The organism is Cryobacterium sp. HLT2-28, from assembly GCF_004402495.1.
In the GTDB taxonomy this organism is placed as follows: domain Bacteria; phylum Actinomycetota; class Actinomycetes; order Actinomycetales; family Microbacteriaceae; genus Cryobacterium; species Cryobacterium mannosilyticum.
The window spans coordinates 78,266-95,441 of the sequence record NZ_SOFH01000021.1 but is presented as its reverse complement, the minus strand read 5'-3'; the positions used below and the strand labels follow the sequence as shown (position 1 = coordinate 95,441).

Below are 17,176 nucleotides of genomic sequence, written 5' to 3'. Positions count from 1 at the left end.
CGGGTGACAGGCGCGTGTGCTATCTATGACGCATGACGCGATTCCTCGGAGTTGATCTGGCCTGGGCCGAAGGCACGGCCACCAAACCCGCCAACGAAACCGGCCTGGCCTGCATCGACGAAGAGGGCCAGGTCCTCGGTGCTGGTTGGGCCAGGGGCACCGAGGCCGTGCTCGAGTGGATCGACTCGATGTGGGAGCCGGGCGCGGTGCTCGCGATCGACGCCCCGCTGGTGGTGAACAATCCTTCCGGGATGCGACTGTGCGAACGTGAGACCGGCAGCCGCTACGGCGGCTGGTTCGTCTCCGCGAACGCCTCCAACCTCGCCCGCCCGTGGCAGGGCGGCGTATCGATCCGTCGTCGGCTCGAGGCATCCGGCTGGACCTACACCGACGGCCTGTCGCCGGTGGACCCGGCCATCGCCAGTTTCTTCGAGTGCTACCCGTACACGACCCTGGTCGGCGCCGAGGAGTTCGGGTACGACGACAAACGGCCGCGGTACAAGCGGATGGGTTCGGCCCTCCCTCCCGACCAGCGTCGCGCCGCCCGGGCGTTCGTGTGCGACGACCTCATCCAGCGGGTATGGCGGCTGCATGCTGCGACGCCACCCCTGGACCTGTCCACCCACCCGGTGTCGGATGCCCTGGTCACCAGCCACTCGCCGCTGCTCGACCGGGCCTACAAACACCGGGAGGACCTGATCGACGCCCTGGTCAGCGCGTGGACCGCGTCGCTCTGGTGGCACCACGGCATCGAGCGTAGCCAGGTGCTCGGTGCGGACGACCAGCCCTCCCCCGATGGGCACCGGGCCACGATCATCGCGCCGGCCAGGCCGGAGCAGCGCCGGCCGCGCTGAACCGCGGTGCGCCTGGGCGCCTGAGCGCCGCCGGGCGGGTCAGCGCACCGGGAGCCAGCGACCTCTGATCCGTTCGGTCACCCGCCAGGACTGCGGATCGGCCACCCTGCCGGTGGCGACGAGCACGGCGTGCCCGATCCGGAGCGCGTCTGACGGGTCGTCTGCGCTGAACCGCACGGTCGCCCGGGCCGCACCGGCCACGACGGCCAGGTCGGAGGCCTCCACGGTGGTCAGCGCGGCGGCCGCGGCGGCTGCGGCGGGGAGCACGGACTGCGGGGCGACACCCGGTTTCACCGCGCCGATGGTCATTTCGATGCGGAACGAGGGCATACAGCCAGCGTAGGCTCAACCGGCCGGTGCCGGGTCGGCCTGCCCCTCGTCGGGGAACCGCACTTCGACCCTGGCGCGGTCGGCCAGCTCATCGCCGGCCGAGTCCCGGATCGCGATGATCACGACGCTCGGCGACCGGCCGAGCCGGTCCAGAACCTGGCCGATCTCGATCGCGGAGTATGGGTCGTCGATGTCGAGCACCTCCGGGCGCACGCCGAACAGGTCCTCGGCCTCGTCGATCAGCAGGACAGCCCCCCGGTGCTCGGCCTGTTCGAACAGCGCGGTGAGATTGTGCTCGGTTTCGTCCATGTCGCGGCTGACGATCGAGGCGAGCGGCACTGTCACGAGGGCCTTGCCCAGCTCCTGCGCCACGGATGCCGCCGCGGCCGCCTTCGCCGCCGCATCCGTGCCGCTGAACACGGCGATCGCCCCCGCCCCGGCGAGTTGCACGACGTCGTGCACCGTGCCGACCACGGCGACCCGTTCGGCCGCGTCGAGGGTGAACGACGCCATCACCCCGAAGGACAACCGCAGCGGCGCCCCTGACGCCAGCCAGAGTGCGGTGAGCGACTCGGCGGTAAGAGGCGACGAGGTGAGCCAGACCTGGAGGCTGTCCGCCGACCCGACCGGCACGGTGAGCACCGGGTGCCGCTCGATCGCGGCCCTGGCGGCGCCGAAGGCCCGGTGGCTGGCGGCATCCGTGTCTCCGTCGTCCGCGGGAAAAGCGCTGACCAGGTAGTGCAGCTCGGCGATGACCCGGCTCGGGCCGTGCTGGGTGCTGGCCTCACGGTAGCTGATCAGGCCGTCGCTGTAGAGGAACAGGTTCACGGACGCCCCGGTCAGGCCGGTCCGGGCCTCGCCGGGCGCCCGAATGGTGGCCTGCAACCCGACCGGCGGAGAGGTCAGCAGTTCCTGAAGCGCGATGGTGGTCGATGCGATCGCCTGGCCGTAGTTTGTCAGTGACGACATGACGACTCCGTCTTCTGGCCGCGGTGAGCCCGCACCCAGTTGTCACGGTACTCCGGCGACGGTTCGAGGTCGACCCTTTCTAGATCACACTGTCCAGGAATGCCCGGGTGCGCGGACTCTGCGGGTTGTCGAGCACCTCGGCCGGCGGCCCGGACTCGACGACGACCCCGCCGTCCATGAAGACCACAACATCGGCAGCGCCCCTGGCGAAGCCGATCTCGTGGGTCACGACGACCATGGTCATTCCGTCCGCGGCAAGGGTGCGCATCACGTCCAGCACGTCGCCGACGAGTTCGGGATCCAGGGCACTGGTCGGCTCGTCGAAGAGGAGCAGCTGGGGATCCATGGCCAGCGCGCGGGCGATCGCGACGCGCTGCTGCTGCCCACCGGAAAGCTGGGCCGGATACGACTGGGCCAGGCTGGCCAGGCCCACACGGTCGAGAAGTTCGAGGCCGCGGTCCTTCGCGATCTGTTTGGAGATCCGGCGCACCCCGATCGGTGCGGCCGTGATGTTCTCGAGCGCGGTCATATGCGGGAAGAGGTTGAAGCGCTGGAAGACCATGCCGATCCCTCGACGCTGCCTGGCAACCTCGCGAGGGTTCATCTCGAAGATGCGGTCTTTGCGCTGGGCGTAGCCGACGAGTTCACCGCCGACCGAGATCCGGCCGCCGTCGATGCGCTCGAGGTGGTTGATGCAGCGCAGGAACGTGGACTTCCCCGAACCCGACGGCCCGAGGAGACACATGACCTGCCCCGGGTTCACGGCGAGCGAGATGCCCTTCAGCACCTCCACTCCGCCGTAGCTTTTGCGCACTTTGAGGGCACTGAGCAGCGGTTCGACCGCAACCCCGTGGGCATCCGGCTCGGAGGCGAGACTCGCGGTTGTCGCTCGCGAGGTCGCCACGGACGTGCCTGGGCCTGCTCCGGTCATGAGGCGTCCTGACTGTCGGTGCGGTGGGTGTTGATCGGGGTGCGCCGGAGAGCGGCGCGGAGTCGTTGGAACGGGGTCGGCGGGAGGCTCCGGGCCTTGCCTCGGCCGTAGTAGCGCTCGAGGTAGTACTGCGGGATCGACAGCACAGAGGTGAGGAAGAGATACCAGCAGCTCACGACGAGGAGCAGCTCGACCTGGCGCAGATTCTGGGAGGAGATCTGGGTGGCGACCGTGTAGAGCTCGAGCACGGCGATGACCGACAGCAGGGAGGTGTTCTTGAGCATCGAGATCGTCTCATTGCCCATCGGCGGGATGATCACCCGCATCGCCTGGGGCAGGACCACCTTGAACAGGGTGAAGACCGGGCTCATCCCGACCGAGTAGGCGGCCTCGTACTGGCCCTCATCGACGGAGAGCATGCCGGAGCGCACGATCTCCGCCGAGTAGGCGGCCTGGTTCAGGGTGAGGGCGAGGAGCCCGGCCGTGAGGGCCGGGATCAGCGTGTTCGTGTCGACGGAGAAGATCGTGAAATCAGTGAACGGGATGCCCATCGAGATCTGAGAGTAGAGCAGCCCGAGATAGCCCCAGAACACGATCTGGATCAGCAGGGGGGTGCCACGGAACGCCCAGACGTAGAGCCAGGCCAGGGTGTTCATCACCGGGTTGTTCGAGAGCCGCATCACGGCGAGCAGCACCCCCAGCACGGAGGACACCAGCATGGCGACGACCGTGAGCATGATGGTGAGCACGACGCCACTGAGGATCCGGGGGTTGAAGATGAATTCGGTGATCGTGGGGTGGTCGATGTTCTCGTTCTGCCAGAGCGAGATGCCGAGGCTCACGAATCCGATCAGCAGGAAGACGGCGAGGATCCAGCGCCACGGATGCCGGAGCGGCACGGCGACGATGTCATCCGGGTCGATCTCGACCGCCGGGCCGGCGGGGGCACGGCCTGACCCGGTCAGGGTTGCCTGCGTCATCCGGTCACGACCCGAGGTTGAGGCCGGCAGCGTCGACGGCGTAGTCGCCCATGTCGTACTTCTTCAGGATCTCCGCATAGGAGCCGTCGGCCACGACAGCCTGCAATGCGAGCAGCAGGGCCTGGCTCAGCCCGGAATCCTTCTTGAGCACGCCGATGCCGGTGTAGACCGGGTTGTAGCCGGCCGGGTTGGCCGGGTCGCGCACGACTTCGAACAGCTTCCCGCCGCCCGCGGTCTGGGCCGCGTAGGAGGCGACGGCGGAATCGACGACATCGGCGATGGCCTTTCCTGAGCGAACCGCCGTTTGCACGTCCGTCTCCAGTGGGAGTTCGGCGATCTTCATCGGGCCGGAGCCGGCCGCCGTGCACTCGGCGTCGTAGCCGCGCAGGATCTCGGCCTGCACGGTCGCCTTCTGCACGGCGACGTCCTTGCCGCAGAGGTCGAGCACCGTGGCGATCTTGCCGGGGTTCCCTGCGGGCACGAGGATGGAGAACCCGGCGTGGAAGTAGTCGACGAAGTCGATCGTCTTCTGGCGCTCGGGGGTGTCGTTCATTCCGGACATGATCACGTCGTGCTTGCCGGACTGGAGCGAGGGGATGATGCTGTCGAAGGCCTGGGTCTGCAGTTCCATCGTCACGCCGAGTCTGGCGCCGATGGCCTGGGCGAGGTCGTAGTCGAACCCGGTGAGCATCTGGTTGTCGTCGAACATCTCCATCGGCGGGAACGGGATGTCGGAGGCGACCTTGATGGTGCCTGCGTCCTTGTACTTCGCCGGCAGCGCCGCCGCCGCGGCAGCGTCGACGTCGGCAGTGGACGGCGCCTGCGGCGCCGGCGAGGTGCCCGAGGCGGAGCACGCCGCCAGCACCAGCGCCGCGGTGACCCCGATCGAGGCTGCCAGCAGAACGGACCGGCCGGTTCGTTTGTCAATCTTCATTCGTGCTCTCCTGACTGGGGTGGCGCGGGGTAGGGCGAAACTGATGCAGCGGAACAGACGTGGGACGAACGTGACGGCGCGCTAGAACCTGATGTCGGTCCTGGCCGTCGTGACGTCGGCGAGCACGTCGGGCAGAACGTCGACGCCGATGCCGGGCCCGGTGGGCACCCGCAGGTGACCGTCCTCGAGCACGAACGGGGCGGTGAGGTCCTGGGCGTAGTAGCGGTTGGAGGCGGAGGTGTCCCCCGGCAACACGAAGTTCGGCAGGCCGGCCAGGGCGACGTTCGCGGCCCGCCCGATGCCGGTTTCAAGCATGCCGCCGCACCAGACGGGGACTCCGTGGGCCGCCGCGACGTCGTGGATGCGCCTGGCCTCGAGGTAGCCGCCGACCCGGGCCGGCTTCACGTTGATGATGCTGCACGCGCCGAGCGTGATCGCCGCCGCCGCGTCCCGGGCGGACTCGATCGATTCATCGAGGCAGATCGGGGTCTTGATCAGCCTGGCGAGGGCGGCGTGGCCGAGGATGTCGTCTTCCTTGAGCGGCTGTTCCATCAGGAGCAGGTCGAACGGGTCGAGACGGGCGAGGTGGCGGGCATCCGCGAGGCTGTAGGCGGTGTTGGCGTCGACCTGCAACAGGATCTCGTCACCGAAGCGCTCCCGCACGGCGCGAACGGGCAGCAGGTCCCAGCCCGGTTCGATCTTCAGCTTGATCCGCAGGTACCCCTCGGCGAGGTAACCGGCGACCGCGTCGAGCAGTTCGTCCAGCGAATCCATGATGCCCACCGAGACGCCGGCCGGCACCGTGTCGTGCACGGCGCCGAGGTACCGGCCGAAGGAGACCCCGGTCTCCTTGAGCTGGGCGTCGAGAATGGCCGTCTCGAGCACGGCCTTGGACATCGGGTGTCCCTTGACCGGGGCGAGGGCGGTGGCCACATGTTCGGCGGTGAGCGCGTCTCCCAGCGCCTGCAGCCGCGGCACGAGGTGGTCACGGATGACCAGGTCGGCTCCGTCGAGGAATTCGGGGCTGTAAAGGGGGTCAGGTTCGGCGGCGCATTCCGCCCACCCCTCCGCGTCGGCGGTGCTGACCCGCACGAGAGTGGTCTCGCGTTCCGTCGAGGTGCCGAACGAGGTGCGGAACGGGCTCACCAGTGGGAGGGTGACGCGGCGCAGTTCGATGTTTTCGATTCTCATTGCTGTCCTTTGGTTGCGAGCCGGTACCAGCCGGATCGGGTGACCCCGTGGGCGGCGAGCCCGGAGGCGAATGCCGTGGTGAAGAGTGTGCGGGTCGCGGTCCGCCAGGCGGCGGCCTCGCCGGGGTCCCTGACCCGGAGCGCGACGATGTCGGTCGGCACGCGGCACCAGGTCGACCCGGCTGCCTGGACCGTGCTGGGGTGGCCGTCCGGGCCGGTGGCGCGCACCTGGTCCGGGGTGAAGGCCGGCAGTTCCGTGGCGAGGGGGGCACCCTCGCTGCAGGCGACCGCCTCCGGGCTCGTCAGGGGCCAGATCGCCGCGAGCCGGTCGCTCTCGTCGTTCGCGTTGATCTCGTCCGCCATCGGGCCGTAGAAGTCCTTGAGGTACTCCTCCGCGTGCGCGCCCAGTTTCGTGAGGTTGAACCGGGCGTTCCTGCTCACCAGTGGGTCGAAGGTCCAGGTCATCGTGTCGATCCCCCGGGCGAGAGCCCAGGCCCGTTGGTGCTGTTTGAGCGCGAACCCGACGCCGGCGTCGCCCAGGCCCGGAAGGACTCCCGCGATGAGCGAGTACATCCCGGCGTTGCCCGGTGACACGATCGCCACGGCGGCACCGCAGAGGACCCCCTCGCCGGTGTAGGCCACCGTGACGTTGCAGCCGGCGTGGCTGATGCTCCGGAGCAGGTCGGTCGGGATCGGGGCGCCGTGCTGCGTGGTGCCCCACACCGTGACCAGCAGTGCTTCGACCTCGCGGAGGCGCTCCAGCTCCGACTCGTCGCCCACCCGCACGCCGGCGAGCGCTGCGGCACGGGCCGCCGCGTCCTGCGCCTGGCGGACGACGGGGCTGACTTCGAGGCTGTGCAACATTGTTCCAGTGTGGCCACCCGGAACCGCCGTGTCGTCGTCGTGCAGCATGAAGATAGTGGTTTTTCATTGTCGCGTGGCACAATCGGCGACTACGGTGATCGATATGCGACCATCACGGACACCCCATTCCACAACTGCGGCCGTGGCTGCGGCCGTGGCTGCGGCCGTGGTCGATGCACGGGAATCCCCGGCGGGCGGCATCGGTGTGTCCGAGCTGCTGGCGGTGCTCGACGGGTCGGGACTGCGGCTGGCCTCACGGCCGAGCTCGCTCCGGTTGCCGCTGACCAGCCCGACCCTGTTCGATCCCTTGAGCGTCTCGCCCGGCCCGCATGCCGGCATCCTGCTCGGTATCGGAGTGCACCCGACCGACGCCGACTCACCCCGGATCGTGCGCGACGCCGCCCGCCGGGGATTCGGCGCGGTCATTGTGAAGTCGCTCGGCCTGGCCGTCGACACCCTCGCCGCGGTGGCGGACGCCGAAGGTGTGGCCCTTCTGGTGGTGGACGACGAACTCGACTGGCGCCAGGTGGACACCCTGGTCAACTCCGCTCTGACCAGTGCGAGCGAGGCCGACAGCTCCCTCTCGGCGACACCGGTGGGCGACCTGTTCGCCCTGGCGAACGCGATTGCCGCGATGATCGGCGGCGCCACGGCGATCGAAGACCTCCAGACGCATATCCTGGCCTACTCGACCGTGCCGGGGCAGATCATCGACGCCGATCGGCGCGAGGGAATCCTCGGCCGACGGGTACCGGACCTGCCGGAGAACGCGGCCCAGTACGCGGCGGTGTTCCGCGCACCGGGCGCCGTGCGGGTGCCGGGGCTCACACCGGGCCTCGACCGCCTCGCCGTGGCCGTTCGCGCCGGCGCGCAACCGCTCGGGTCGATCTGGGTCGTCGACGCGGCCGGGGACCTGGACGCGGATGCCGAGCGCGCGCTGGAACGCGCCGCCGATATGGCCGCCCTGCACCTCCTCCGAGCCCGGAGCACGGCCGACCTGGCCCGACAGCAACGCGCCGAACTGCTGCGGCGCCTGCTCGAGGGCGGCGACGACTCGCGTCTCCTGGCCTCCCAGCTGGGCCTCGACCCGGCCGGGCCGTTCGTGGTGCTCGCCTTCCAGCCCGAGCTCGCGCCGACCGGCGACGAGATCCGTCTGCTGCGGATGATCGACCTGATCGCCATCCAGTGCGAGGCACACCAGCCTGGCTCGGAGTGCGTCGTCATCGGCACCACGATCTACGCGCTTTTCGGCGGGCAGGCCGGGTCAGCACCGGCCGAGGTCGAGGCGGTGGCGGAGCGTGTGGTAGCGCGGTCCGGGTCCGCGTTCGGGATCACGGTGCGCGCCGCGGTCGGATCGTCGATGCCCACCCTCGGCGGCATCTCCCGGTCGCGCCAGGACGCCGACCTGGTGCTCCTGCTGGTCGGCGGCAGACCAGGAGGAGGCCGGGTGGCGAGCGCGCGGGATGCCCGCAGCCAGCTGACCCTGCTGGAGCTTGCCCAGGTCTTCCGGGACACGCCCCGGTTGGTCTCCCCCGTGGCCAGGCGCATCCGTGAACTGGATGCCGGCACCGGCACCGAATACGCGCGCACGGTGCGCACCTACCTTGATTGTTCCCGGGATTCCGCTGTGACGGCCGACCTGCTCTCGGTGCACCAGAACACGCTCCGTTACCGGCTGCGCCGCGCCCGCGAGTTGTTCGGCGTCGACCTCGGCAACCCCGACGACACACTCACCCTGTGGCTCAGCCTCCGCGTGGCCGAATTCGACTGAGCACCGAGTTGGGCTGCACGGCGCCAGGGTCACCACTCCGTGCGCGTGCGCTCCTGTTCGACGACCGCCTCCCGGTCGACGAGACGGCGCAGGCCGGCGAGCGACTGTTGCATTCGGTGATTACCCCGGATGCGCGGCTCCACCCGGTCGAGGAAGGCCCAGTAACCGGCGGTGAACGGGCAGGCATCCTCGCCGAGCCGCTTCTTCGGGTTGAAGGTGCAGGAACCGCAGTAGTCGCTCATCTTCGAGATGTAGGCACCACCGGAGGCGTACGGCTTCGTGGCGACGATGCCTCCGTCGGCGTGCTGGGACATCCCCACCACGTTGGCGGGCATCACCCAGGGCGTGCCGTCGACGAACGCGTTGGTGAACCATTCGGTCAGTTCGGCAGGACGGTAGCCGCGCTGCAGCGCCCAATTGCCGAGGATCATCAGGCGCTGGATGTGATGTGCATAGCCGGTGCGGCCGACCTCGTCGAGCACGTGGCTCAGGCACCGTGCCCGCACGGTGCGGCCGTCGAGTTCGAGGAACTCCCTGGGCAGGGGCGTCTGCGCGTCGAGGTGATTGCTGCGCCGCACGTAATCCTCGCCGAGATGCCAGTACAGGTGCCAGACCCAGTCCCGCCAGCCCATGATCTGCCGAACCACGGCCTCCACGCTCTGCAGCGGGGCTTCCCCGGCGCGGTAGGCGGCGACCACCGCGTCGATCACCTCCCACGGATGCAGAAGCCCCAGATTGAGCGGAACGCTCAGGCGCGAATGGGCCATCGCGTCATCGCCCAACAGCGACGCATCCTCAAACGGTCCAAAATCACCCAGCCGGGTCTCGACGAAGTCGGCGAGCGCCGTCAGGGCCTCGGCTCGGGTGGCCGCGAACCGGCGGGGGCCATCCTGCCCGATCAGACGGATGCGTCCCTCGGCCTCCAGCCGGTCGAGGTCGGCGCGAACCTGTTCGTCGATGTCGTCCTCAACCGGACGGTACGGATCGGGCAGGCCGAGGCCCGACGCCCCCTTGGGCGGCGGTCGGCGGTTGTCGTGGTCGAAGTTGAAGCGGCCGCCCTCAGGGTCGGGACCACGCATGAGCAGCCCGGTGCTGGTGCGCACATGCCGGTAGAACTGGTCCATGACCAACCGGGACGGGGGTCGGCCCTGGGCCCAGGCCGCGAACTCGACCTCGCTCGTGACGAAGCCGCGGCTGGGCAGCACCCGCGCGCCGAGTTCACGCACCAGCGCCCGAGCACCCCACGAAGTGGGATCAACGACTTCAAGATCGCGTCCCGCCAGCACGTCTCGATAGTGTTCGGCGTGCAGGAACTCGACCCGGTCGCCCAGCTCCCTGACCCGGTGACGGAGGGCGCTGAGGATCAGGTGCGCCTTGGCCCGGTGGTACGGATGCCGGCCGAGCACGCCGGCCGCTTCCACCATCAGCAACGGACCCCCGTCATCGAAGTGGGGGCCGAGCTGGTCGGCAAACAGGAAACGCGACACCGGCATGGTGCTGATCCTAGAGCGGCCAGGCCTTCAACGGCCATCGCTGCGAGGGTTCCGGGCCGCGGGCGCGCCCCTTTTCGCAGCCCCCCCTGCCGTCGCGGGTGCCGTCGCGGGTGCCGTCGCGGGCGCGGGCTGCCGAAACCGGCGCGGCGAGGATGCGCGACCGGCTCGCGAGGAGCCGCGCGACAGGGGCGAACGACTAGCGAACGGATGCCGATCGAAGTACCGTCAATGCAGGCATCCGTCAACGGAGAGGAGCCGACGATGTTCTACCCGGACGATCTCGACCAGCTGCCAGAGCTCCCCGACCCTGGCCCGCGCGACGGGCGCCACGGCGTCGACCGCGATCCCGATTACGACCCGTATCCGCTGCTGCACTCCGGCACCGGCGGGCTTCTGCCCCTGACCGTCTCCGTGCCGGATGCGAGGTGGCACCTCGGCGTGCTGCTGGACCGCGTGGAGGCCGGCGAGGAGATCGTGCTCACCCGGCGCGGGCGACCGGTCGCGCGCGTCGTGCCGTTCGGCGCACCGGTGCGCGCGGCGGTCACCCGCGCCGGGCGCCGACCGGCGCGCGACCCATCCTGAGCGGCCGCGGGCCGACAACGGGCCGCTGCCGGGTTCCGGGCCGATGCCCAGCCAGCCCGGGTTAGCCTCTCTGCATGGGAAGGTTCGTGGACAGCTGGCGGTCACATCTTCTGGTGACGTTCTCCGGCAACGGTGAGGGCCGGCCGCAGTGGGTCGACAGAATCGAACTCGGCGACGACGTCGGCTTCTTCGGCCCCGGCTCCGCGGCCTGGGCCGTGCACGGCGGGATGGCGACGATGGTGGCCGGCATCCGTGCCCTGCTCATGCAGACCCTCCACCCGGGCGCCATGGCCGGCGTGCACGACTGGTCGCGGTACAAGGAGGACCCGCTCGGCCGGCTCTCCGGAACCATCCAGTGGCTCGTCACGGTCACCTTCGGCGACACCGCCCTGGCCGAGAACGAGTCCTCCCGGGTGGGGCGGTTCCACGACCGGGTCACGGGCACCTACCGCGACGCTCAGGGCATCGAGCGCCCGTATGCGGCCGGCGACCCCGACCTGCTCGCCTGGGTGCACATCGTCTTCACCGACGCGTTCCTCCAGTCGCACACCATCTGGGGCGGGCCGATCCCCGGCGGCGCGGACGGCTACGTCTGCGAATGGGCCAAGGCGGGCGAGCTCGTCGGCGTGCGCAACCCGCCCCGGTCCCGCCTGGAGCTGCAGCGCCAGCTTGACGCCTTCCGGGATGCCGGCATCCTCAAGAGCGACGAACGCGTCGCCGAGGCGGTGCGCTTCATCCGCAATCCCCCGCTCCGGCCCGCGATGATGCCCTTCTACCGGGTGATGTTCGCCGGAGCCGTCGCGTCGATCCCCCGTGAGTATCGCGACCTGCTCGGCGTGCGGCGCTCGATGCTCCCGGTCGTCTGGGGCACCGGCGCCGTGCTCGGCCTGGTGCGCTTCCTGCTCGGCCGGTCCTCGACCTCCGAGGATGCCGCCCGGGCCCGGATCGCCCGGCTCGGCGCGGCGGCCTAGCCGCTCCCTGGCCGCGGGTGAGTTGCGGAAAAGACACCTTCGCGGCCAGGTGCATTCTCCGTATCTCAGCGGGCGAACGCAGCGCGTGCGCGGCGCTGGCCGGCCCAGAGCACTCCGCCGGCGGCACTGGCGGCCGCGACCAGGAGGGACACCGCGGACACCACGGCGACGACATCCGGTTGCACGATCGACTGCCCGGCGAGCGCCTGGCCGGTCAGAAGCGCGAGCACCCCGAGGTAGAGGCCGATCACGACCCAGATCAGGCGCAACCGGGTGCCCGGCTCGGCGAGGGCCGGGATGCGCCTGGCCAGGAGTTCGAGCAGCAGCGCGGTGAGCGGAATCGCCTGCAGGGCGTGCATCCCGACGAAGTGCGGGATGCGGAGGTCGCCGGCCACTGTGCTCCAGCCCAGCAGGGGCAGGCCCGGTCCGCCGTCGGGCACCCCGATGGTGTGCGCGCCGGCGATGCCTTGGAAGCTGTCGAGCTGGGCCGCCGTCGGCCCGGTCATCAGGAAGGCGAGTCCCATCCCGGCCACGGCGACCAGGGCGCCGGCCCGGATGGCGAGCGACCGGGCCGGATGACCGAGGTCGGCCCGGAAGAGCAGCACCGCCACGAGCAGCGTTGCCATCCACACCACGACGATCGAGAACGCCATCACCGACCACAGTGTGGACGCGAGCGGGGTCGAGACGTTGAAGTGGCTGGTCACTCCGGCCCAGGCGGTTCCGACGATGATGACCATCTCGATGGCGAGCGCAGCAATCGCCACCGTGCCGATCCACCAGGCCAGACGCCGCCGACGCAGAAACGGGAGCAGCCAGGAGAGGGTGATCGCGTACACGAGCACGCTGATCGAGAACTTGAGCGGCTTGGCCCAGAGCGGCGCGCCGGTGAGGGTGCGCGGATCGACCACGAGCCCGACCAGGCAGATCACGACGAGGACCGCCATGGCCAGAGTCATCCCGAGCAGGGGACGATGCCAGGCGAGTGGGCCGAGGATCGCCCGTCGCCCCCGTTGCGCGGGGTCGGACGGCGGCCGAAGGGTGCGGGTCGGCGCGAGGCTCGGCCGGGACGACGGGAACGGCTTACCGGACATGATCACTCCTTGAGAACTGCGGTTTCGCTGGACGGTTTGGTTCACTGCTAGGCGTGCGGGAATCTGCGCCCGGTTCAAACCTCCGCCGCGGGCGGAGTCGCGTAGCGGAGCGCAGACACATGCTCCTGGGCGGCCCGACGCAGACCGGAGAACAGCGTGTCACCGAGCACGGTGCCCACGACGACGATTTCCGCCTTGGCCGCTCGCTCGGCGCGGGCGTCGAGTTCGTCGATGTCGGCCTCCGCCGCGAGCAGGGCGGCGGCCGCGTAGCGACGGAACCAGCCGGCGGCGTCGACCTGGCCGACTCCCGTGAAGGTGTCGTAGACCCGGGCGGCAGCTAGGCGACCCGGGTTGTCGGCGGAGACGTGCCATCCGCTCATCAGTGCGTCGACGTGGGTGAGGGCATCCGTGGTCAGGGTCTCCGGATCGATCGCCTCGGACACGGAGTGCTGGGCGATCTCGAAGGTCTCCTGCAGGGGGCGCTCGGAGTCGATGGCCTCGAGCACTTGGCGGGCGGCGACGATGCTGAGGCCGCCGACCTCGATCAGGGCGCGGATGAGACGGATACGGCCGAGATGCGCTTCGCCGTACAACGCCTGATTCGGGCCCGTGCGCTCTCCGGACGGAAGCAGGTTCTCCCGCTGGTAGAACTTGATCGTCGCAACCGGGACACCGCTCCGTGCGCCGAGTTCGGCCATCTTCCATTCGGCTGTCGCCATGGTCAGGCGACCGCCAGCCCGGCCTGCATTCGGTAGCCATCGATCACGGCCGGCAGCGAACGCTCCCAGGGCGTGGCGTGCACGCCGAGCAGGCGCTCGGTCTCTGCGGAGCCGACGATGAACGGCTGGTCGAACTGGTAGACCGAGTCGCCGGCCGCCCGGATGAACGGCACCACGAAGCCGAGCATCCGCAGGAACGCCGGGCTCATCGGCTTGACGCTCCCTGCCTCACCAGTGAGTTGGTTCACCCGTTCGGCGAGTTCGGCACGGGAGAGCGGTTCCGCTGCGGGAACATGCCAGACCCGGCCCCACGGTCCGCGGTAGTCCGCGGCCGCGATCAGCGTGGCGACGATGTCCGGCAGGTAGCACCAGCTGTGCGGTGCGGCCTGGCCGCCGAAGATCCGAGCCCGTTTGCCGGCAAGGAGCGGCTCGAAGAACGCCGATCCGAGCTGGGCACCCTTTCCGGCGGCCGGTCCGAAATAGTCGCTGGCGCGCACCTCGACCACTTCGATCTCGCCCCGCGCCTGGGCGGAAAGGGCCAGCGCCCACCCCTCGGCGCGCACCCGGCCCTTCGGCTCGGTCGGATGCTGCGGCGTCGTTTCCGTCATCGGCATCGGGCTGCCCTCCCCGTAGCCGTAGAGGTTGCCCATCAGCACCAGCCGCGCCGAGGACCGGCTGGCCGCTTCGATCGCGGCGCGGTAGATCGGTGGCCACCGTTCGGGCCAGCGGTGGTACTCGCGAGGACCGGTCGCGAGGAAGATCGTGGCGGCGCCTTCCGCAGCGGCAGCCAGGGCATCCGGGTCGGACGCGTCGACCGTGAGGGCTGTCACGCCGGGCACGATCGTGCCGGAGCGGGTTGCGAGCCTGACGGTGTCGCCGCGCGCGACGAGCGGCTGGGTCAATGCGCGCCCGATGAAACCGGCGCCGACGACGAGCTGGGTGGCCATTGGTTCTCCTCCGTGGACGACGCAAAGATCGCCTTACCGATAGTGAAACTTTCTGATACTCACTATATCAGATAGTTACACTATCCATGCTAAATCTTTCGCCACCGATGGTTTCCGTGCACCTCCGAGCACCCCGTCTCGTGGCCAATTCAGGAAATCCGCCGGAATCCGGCCCGGATTTGGCCTCCGACCGAATCTGTCCCGCAGATTTCCTGAGTTAGCCACCCAACGGCAGCGGGCAGGAGGCCGTCACCGCTCGGGCGCGAAAAACGCGCCGATCGCCGTGGACAGGGCGACCGGGTCGTTCACGTGGCACAGCTCGCGGGCCGAGTGCATCGAGAGCAACGGGATCCCGACGTCCACGGTGCGGATGCCGAGCCGCGTCGCCGTCAGCGGCCCGATGGTCGAGCCGCACGGCACGGTGTTGTTCGACACGAACTCCTGGTACTCGACCCCGGCCGCCGCGCAGGTGCGGGCCCAGAGCGCGGCGCCGGCGGCATCCGTGGCGTAACGCTGGGTCGCGTTGATCTTGAGCAGCGGCCCGCTCCCGGCGATCGGCAGATTCGCCGGGTCGTGCTTCTCCGGGTAGTTCGGGTGCACGGAGTGGCCGGCGTCGGCCGACACGCACCAGGAATCGGCATACGCCCGCAACCGCTGGCTGGCGGATGCCCCGAGCCCGGCCCCGATCCGGGTCAGGATGTCGTCGAGCAGCGGACCGCTCGCCCCCGAGCGGGTCTCGGAGCCGAGCTCCTCGTGGTCGAAGGCGGCCAGCACGCTGATCTGCCCGGAGCCGCGCTGCGAGGAGCCGCCCTGCGCCGGGTTGCCGGCCGCCAGGAGAGCGACGAGGCCGGCGTGCACCGAGGACAGGTTGTCCATCCGTCCGGCGGCGAAGAGGGCCAGGTCCTGGCCGAACCGGGCCGGAGCCTGGCTGTCGGCGGTGAGCAGGTCGTAACCGGCGACATCCGCCCCCGTCAGCCCGGCCAGGCCGGCCAGATGCCCGACCAGGTCGGCCTGGGCCAGGTCGCCGACGCCGAAGACCGGGGTCAGGTGGCGCTGGCGGTCGAGGGTGAGTCCGGTGTTCGCGTCCCGGTCGAGGTGGATCGCGAGCTGCGGGATGCGCAGGAACGGGCCGGTTCGGACGAGATGCTCGGTGCCGTCACGGGTGACGAGCCGGCCGGCGAGCTCGAGTTCGCGGTCGAGCCAGGAGTTGAGCAGCGGGCCGCCGTAGACCTCGACGCCCGCCTGCAACCAGCCGTGCGAGCCGATCGTGGGCTTGGGCTTGAGCTTGAAACCGGGCGAGTCGGTGTGGGCACCGAGGATCCGGAACGGCGTCGTCGGCCCGGCGCCGGCCGGCTGCAGCCAGGCGACCACGGCGCCGTCGCGCACCACATAGCACCGGTCGGGCTCGTCCGGCCACTCGTCCGACTCGCTCAGCCGGGTGAAACCGCCCTCGTCCAGGCGCCGGGCGGCCTCCGCCGCCGCGTGGTACGACGACGGCGACGCCGCGATGAACCGGGCGAAGTCGTCGACGTACGCTGTGGTCGAGGCCGCGGTGTCGATGGGCGCTGTGGAGGTCATGGGTCAATCCAACCACCCGCGGGCGGGACCCGGGCGCGTCGAGAGGATAATTCGGGACGGCCGTTCTCTCACGGGAGTGGTCACGCCGCACGTTCGGTGCGGCGTTTGTCTCACCAGTTCTAGGAGTTCCCATGTCCGCACGATCCTGGCTCGTCACCTCTGCACTCACGTTGGCCGCCGTCACCCTTGTCGGCTGCGCCCAGCCCGGGCCGGAGGCGAGCGTGACACCGGTGGCAGAACCGGGGCACTGGTCGTACGACGGCGCGAGCGGACCGGCGTCGTGGGCGGAGCTGGACTCCGGCTTCGAGACCTGCGCGGTCGGCAGCCGGCAGTCCCCGATCGACCTGCCGGCGGCCATGCCCGCAGCCAGCAGGAGCATCCGGCTGAGCGCGACGAACGCGGACGGCGACGTATTCGACAGCGGCCACGCGGTGGAGTTCGAGTCCGACGGCGAGGGCGAGACCCTGACCCTCGCCGGCGATGAGTACCACCTTCAGCAGATGCACGCCCATGTGCCGTCGGAGCACACCGTGAACGGCCGGCCGGCCGCGGCCGAGCTGCACCTCGTTCACGCGACTGCAGACGGCGCACTGCTGGTGCTCGGCGTCCTGGTGGCCGAGGGGCAGGCATCCGACGCCCTGGCGCCGTTCATCGAGGCCGCCACCCATCCGGCTGACGAAGGAGACGTGACGATGGATGTCTCGGCTGTGCTGCCGTCGTCGCTGGAGCATTTCGAGTATTCGGGCAGCCTGACCACGCCGCCGTGCACCGAGGACGTGCAGTGGGTCGTGATGAGCACGCCGATCTCGATGTCGCCGGGGCAGATCGGCACGCTCGTGGGCGCGCACAGCCACAATGCGCGGCCGACGCAGCCGCTCGGGGACCGGGTCGTTAGCGGGGGAACCACGGAGCTCGGGGTCGAGGTCGAGGGCGAGGGTGCGTCTGCCGAAGTTGACTGACGACCAGGCC

General features: G+C 69.9%; 17 protein-coding genes. 5 read left to right on the top strand and 12 right to left on the bottom strand.

All coding sequences use genetic code 11. From position 1 onward, the window contains the following. The first annotated feature begins 32 nt into the window (after positions 1-32). The gene (locus E3O48_RS10585) at positions 33-854 is read left to right on the top strand and encodes a DUF429 domain-containing protein (protein WP_134538696.1); all 822 of its coding nucleotides are present in this window, start codon (positions 33-35) and stop codon (positions 852-854) included. 39 nt (positions 855-893) lie between these two features. Here E3O48_RS10585 and E3O48_RS10580 read toward each other — a convergent pair whose 3' ends face one another. From E3O48_RS10580 to E3O48_RS10550, 7 genes are all read right to left on the bottom strand, one after another. Then, entirely contained in the window at positions 894-1,184 is a 291-nt protein-coding gene (locus tag E3O48_RS10580; RefSeq protein WP_134506205.1) for a hypothetical protein, read from the bottom strand. A 15-nt stretch (positions 1,185-1,199) separates the two neighbouring features. Then, a complete protein-coding gene (locus E3O48_RS10575; RefSeq protein WP_134538694.1) occupies positions 1,200-2,153 on the bottom strand; it encodes a Pvc16 family protein in 954 nt (317 codons plus the stop codon). A 79-nt stretch (positions 2,154-2,232) separates the two neighbouring features. Then, the gene (locus tag E3O48_RS10570; protein ID WP_134538692.1) at positions 2,233-3,084 is read right to left on the bottom strand and encodes an amino acid ABC transporter ATP-binding protein; all 852 of its coding nucleotides are present in this window, start codon (positions 3,082-3,084) and stop codon (positions 2,233-2,235) included. Further along, a complete protein-coding gene (locus E3O48_RS10565) occupies positions 3,081-4,064 on the bottom strand; it encodes an amino acid ABC transporter permease (protein ID WP_134538690.1) in 984 nt (327 codons plus the stop codon). Before E3O48_RS10565 ends, E3O48_RS10570 begins: the two co-directional genes overlap by 4 nt. Before the next feature lie 4 nt (positions 4,065-4,068). Further along, positions 4,069-4,998, bottom strand: coding sequence for an ABC transporter substrate-binding protein (locus tag E3O48_RS10560; protein WP_134538688.1), 930 nt, complete (start codon positions 4,996-4,998; stop codon positions 4,069-4,071). An 81-nt stretch (positions 4,999-5,079) separates the two neighbouring features. Beyond that, a complete protein-coding gene (menC, locus tag E3O48_RS10555) occupies positions 5,080-6,189 on the bottom strand; it encodes an o-succinylbenzoate synthase (protein ID WP_134538687.1) in 1,110 nt (369 codons plus the stop codon). Then, positions 6,186-7,052, bottom strand: coding sequence for a GNAT family N-acetyltransferase (locus tag E3O48_RS10550; protein ID WP_134538685.1), 867 nt, complete (start codon positions 7,050-7,052; stop codon positions 6,186-6,188). Before E3O48_RS10550 ends, menC begins: the two co-directional genes overlap by 4 nt. 142 nt (positions 7,053-7,194) lie before the next feature. Here E3O48_RS10550 and E3O48_RS10545 point away from each other — a divergent pair, with 142 nt between their 5' ends. Beyond that, the gene (locus E3O48_RS10545; RefSeq protein ID WP_134538683.1) at positions 7,195-8,823 is read left to right on the top strand and encodes a CdaR family transcriptional regulator; all 1,629 of its coding nucleotides are present in this window, start codon (positions 7,195-7,197) and stop codon (positions 8,821-8,823) included. A gap of 29 nt (positions 8,824-8,852) precedes the next feature. On the opposite strand, the gene E3O48_RS10540 is transcribed toward E3O48_RS10545, so the two are convergent. Further along, entirely contained in the window at positions 8,853-10,316 is a 1,464-nt protein-coding gene (locus E3O48_RS10540; protein ID WP_134538682.1) for a cryptochrome/photolyase family protein, read from the bottom strand. Positions 10,317-10,523: 207 nt separating this feature from the next. On the opposite strand from E3O48_RS10540, the gene E3O48_RS10535 reads away from it, so the two are divergent. Both E3O48_RS10535 and E3O48_RS10530 read left to right on the top strand, forming a co-directional pair. Beyond that, positions 10,524-10,898, top strand: a complete 375-nt coding sequence (locus E3O48_RS10535) for a type II toxin-antitoxin system Phd/YefM family antitoxin (RefSeq protein ID WP_198413057.1) — start codon at positions 10,524-10,526, stop codon at positions 10,896-10,898. Positions 10,899-10,972: 74 nt separating this feature from the next. Beyond that, complete coding sequence (locus tag E3O48_RS10530; RefSeq protein ID WP_134538680.1) at positions 10,973-11,869, top strand: oxygenase MpaB family protein; 897 nt, start codon at positions 10,973-10,975, stop codon at positions 11,867-11,869. A gap of 65 nt (positions 11,870-11,934) precedes the next feature. Here E3O48_RS10530 and E3O48_RS10525 read toward each other — a convergent pair whose 3' ends face one another. From E3O48_RS10525 to E3O48_RS10510, 4 genes are all read right to left on the bottom strand, one after another. Beyond that, on the bottom strand, positions 11,935-12,963 hold the full coding sequence (locus tag E3O48_RS10525; RefSeq protein WP_241982495.1) for a hypothetical protein: 1,029 nt from the start codon (positions 12,961-12,963) through the stop codon (positions 11,935-11,937). Between the two features lie 74 nt (positions 12,964-13,037). Then, positions 13,038-13,682: a MerR family transcriptional regulator gene (locus E3O48_RS10520; RefSeq protein ID WP_134538678.1), complete on the bottom strand. Its 645-nt coding sequence runs from the start codon at positions 13,680-13,682 to the stop codon at positions 13,038-13,040. Positions 13,683-13,684: 2 nt separating this feature from the next. After that, positions 13,685-14,629, bottom strand: coding sequence for an NAD-dependent epimerase/dehydratase family protein (locus E3O48_RS10515; protein ID WP_134538676.1), 945 nt, complete (start codon positions 14,627-14,629; stop codon positions 13,685-13,687). Positions 14,630-14,878: 249 nt separating this feature from the next. Continuing rightward, a complete protein-coding gene (locus E3O48_RS10510) occupies positions 14,879-16,207 on the bottom strand; it encodes a M18 family aminopeptidase (protein WP_134538674.1) in 1,329 nt (442 codons plus the stop codon). A gap of 131 nt (positions 16,208-16,338) precedes the next feature. Between E3O48_RS10510 and E3O48_RS10505 the strand changes: the two genes are divergently transcribed. Then, positions 16,339-17,166: a carbonic anhydrase gene (locus E3O48_RS10505; RefSeq protein WP_134538672.1), complete on the top strand. Its 828-nt coding sequence runs from the start codon at positions 16,339-16,341 to the stop codon at positions 17,164-17,166. Positions 17,167-17,176 lie beyond the last annotated feature (10 nt).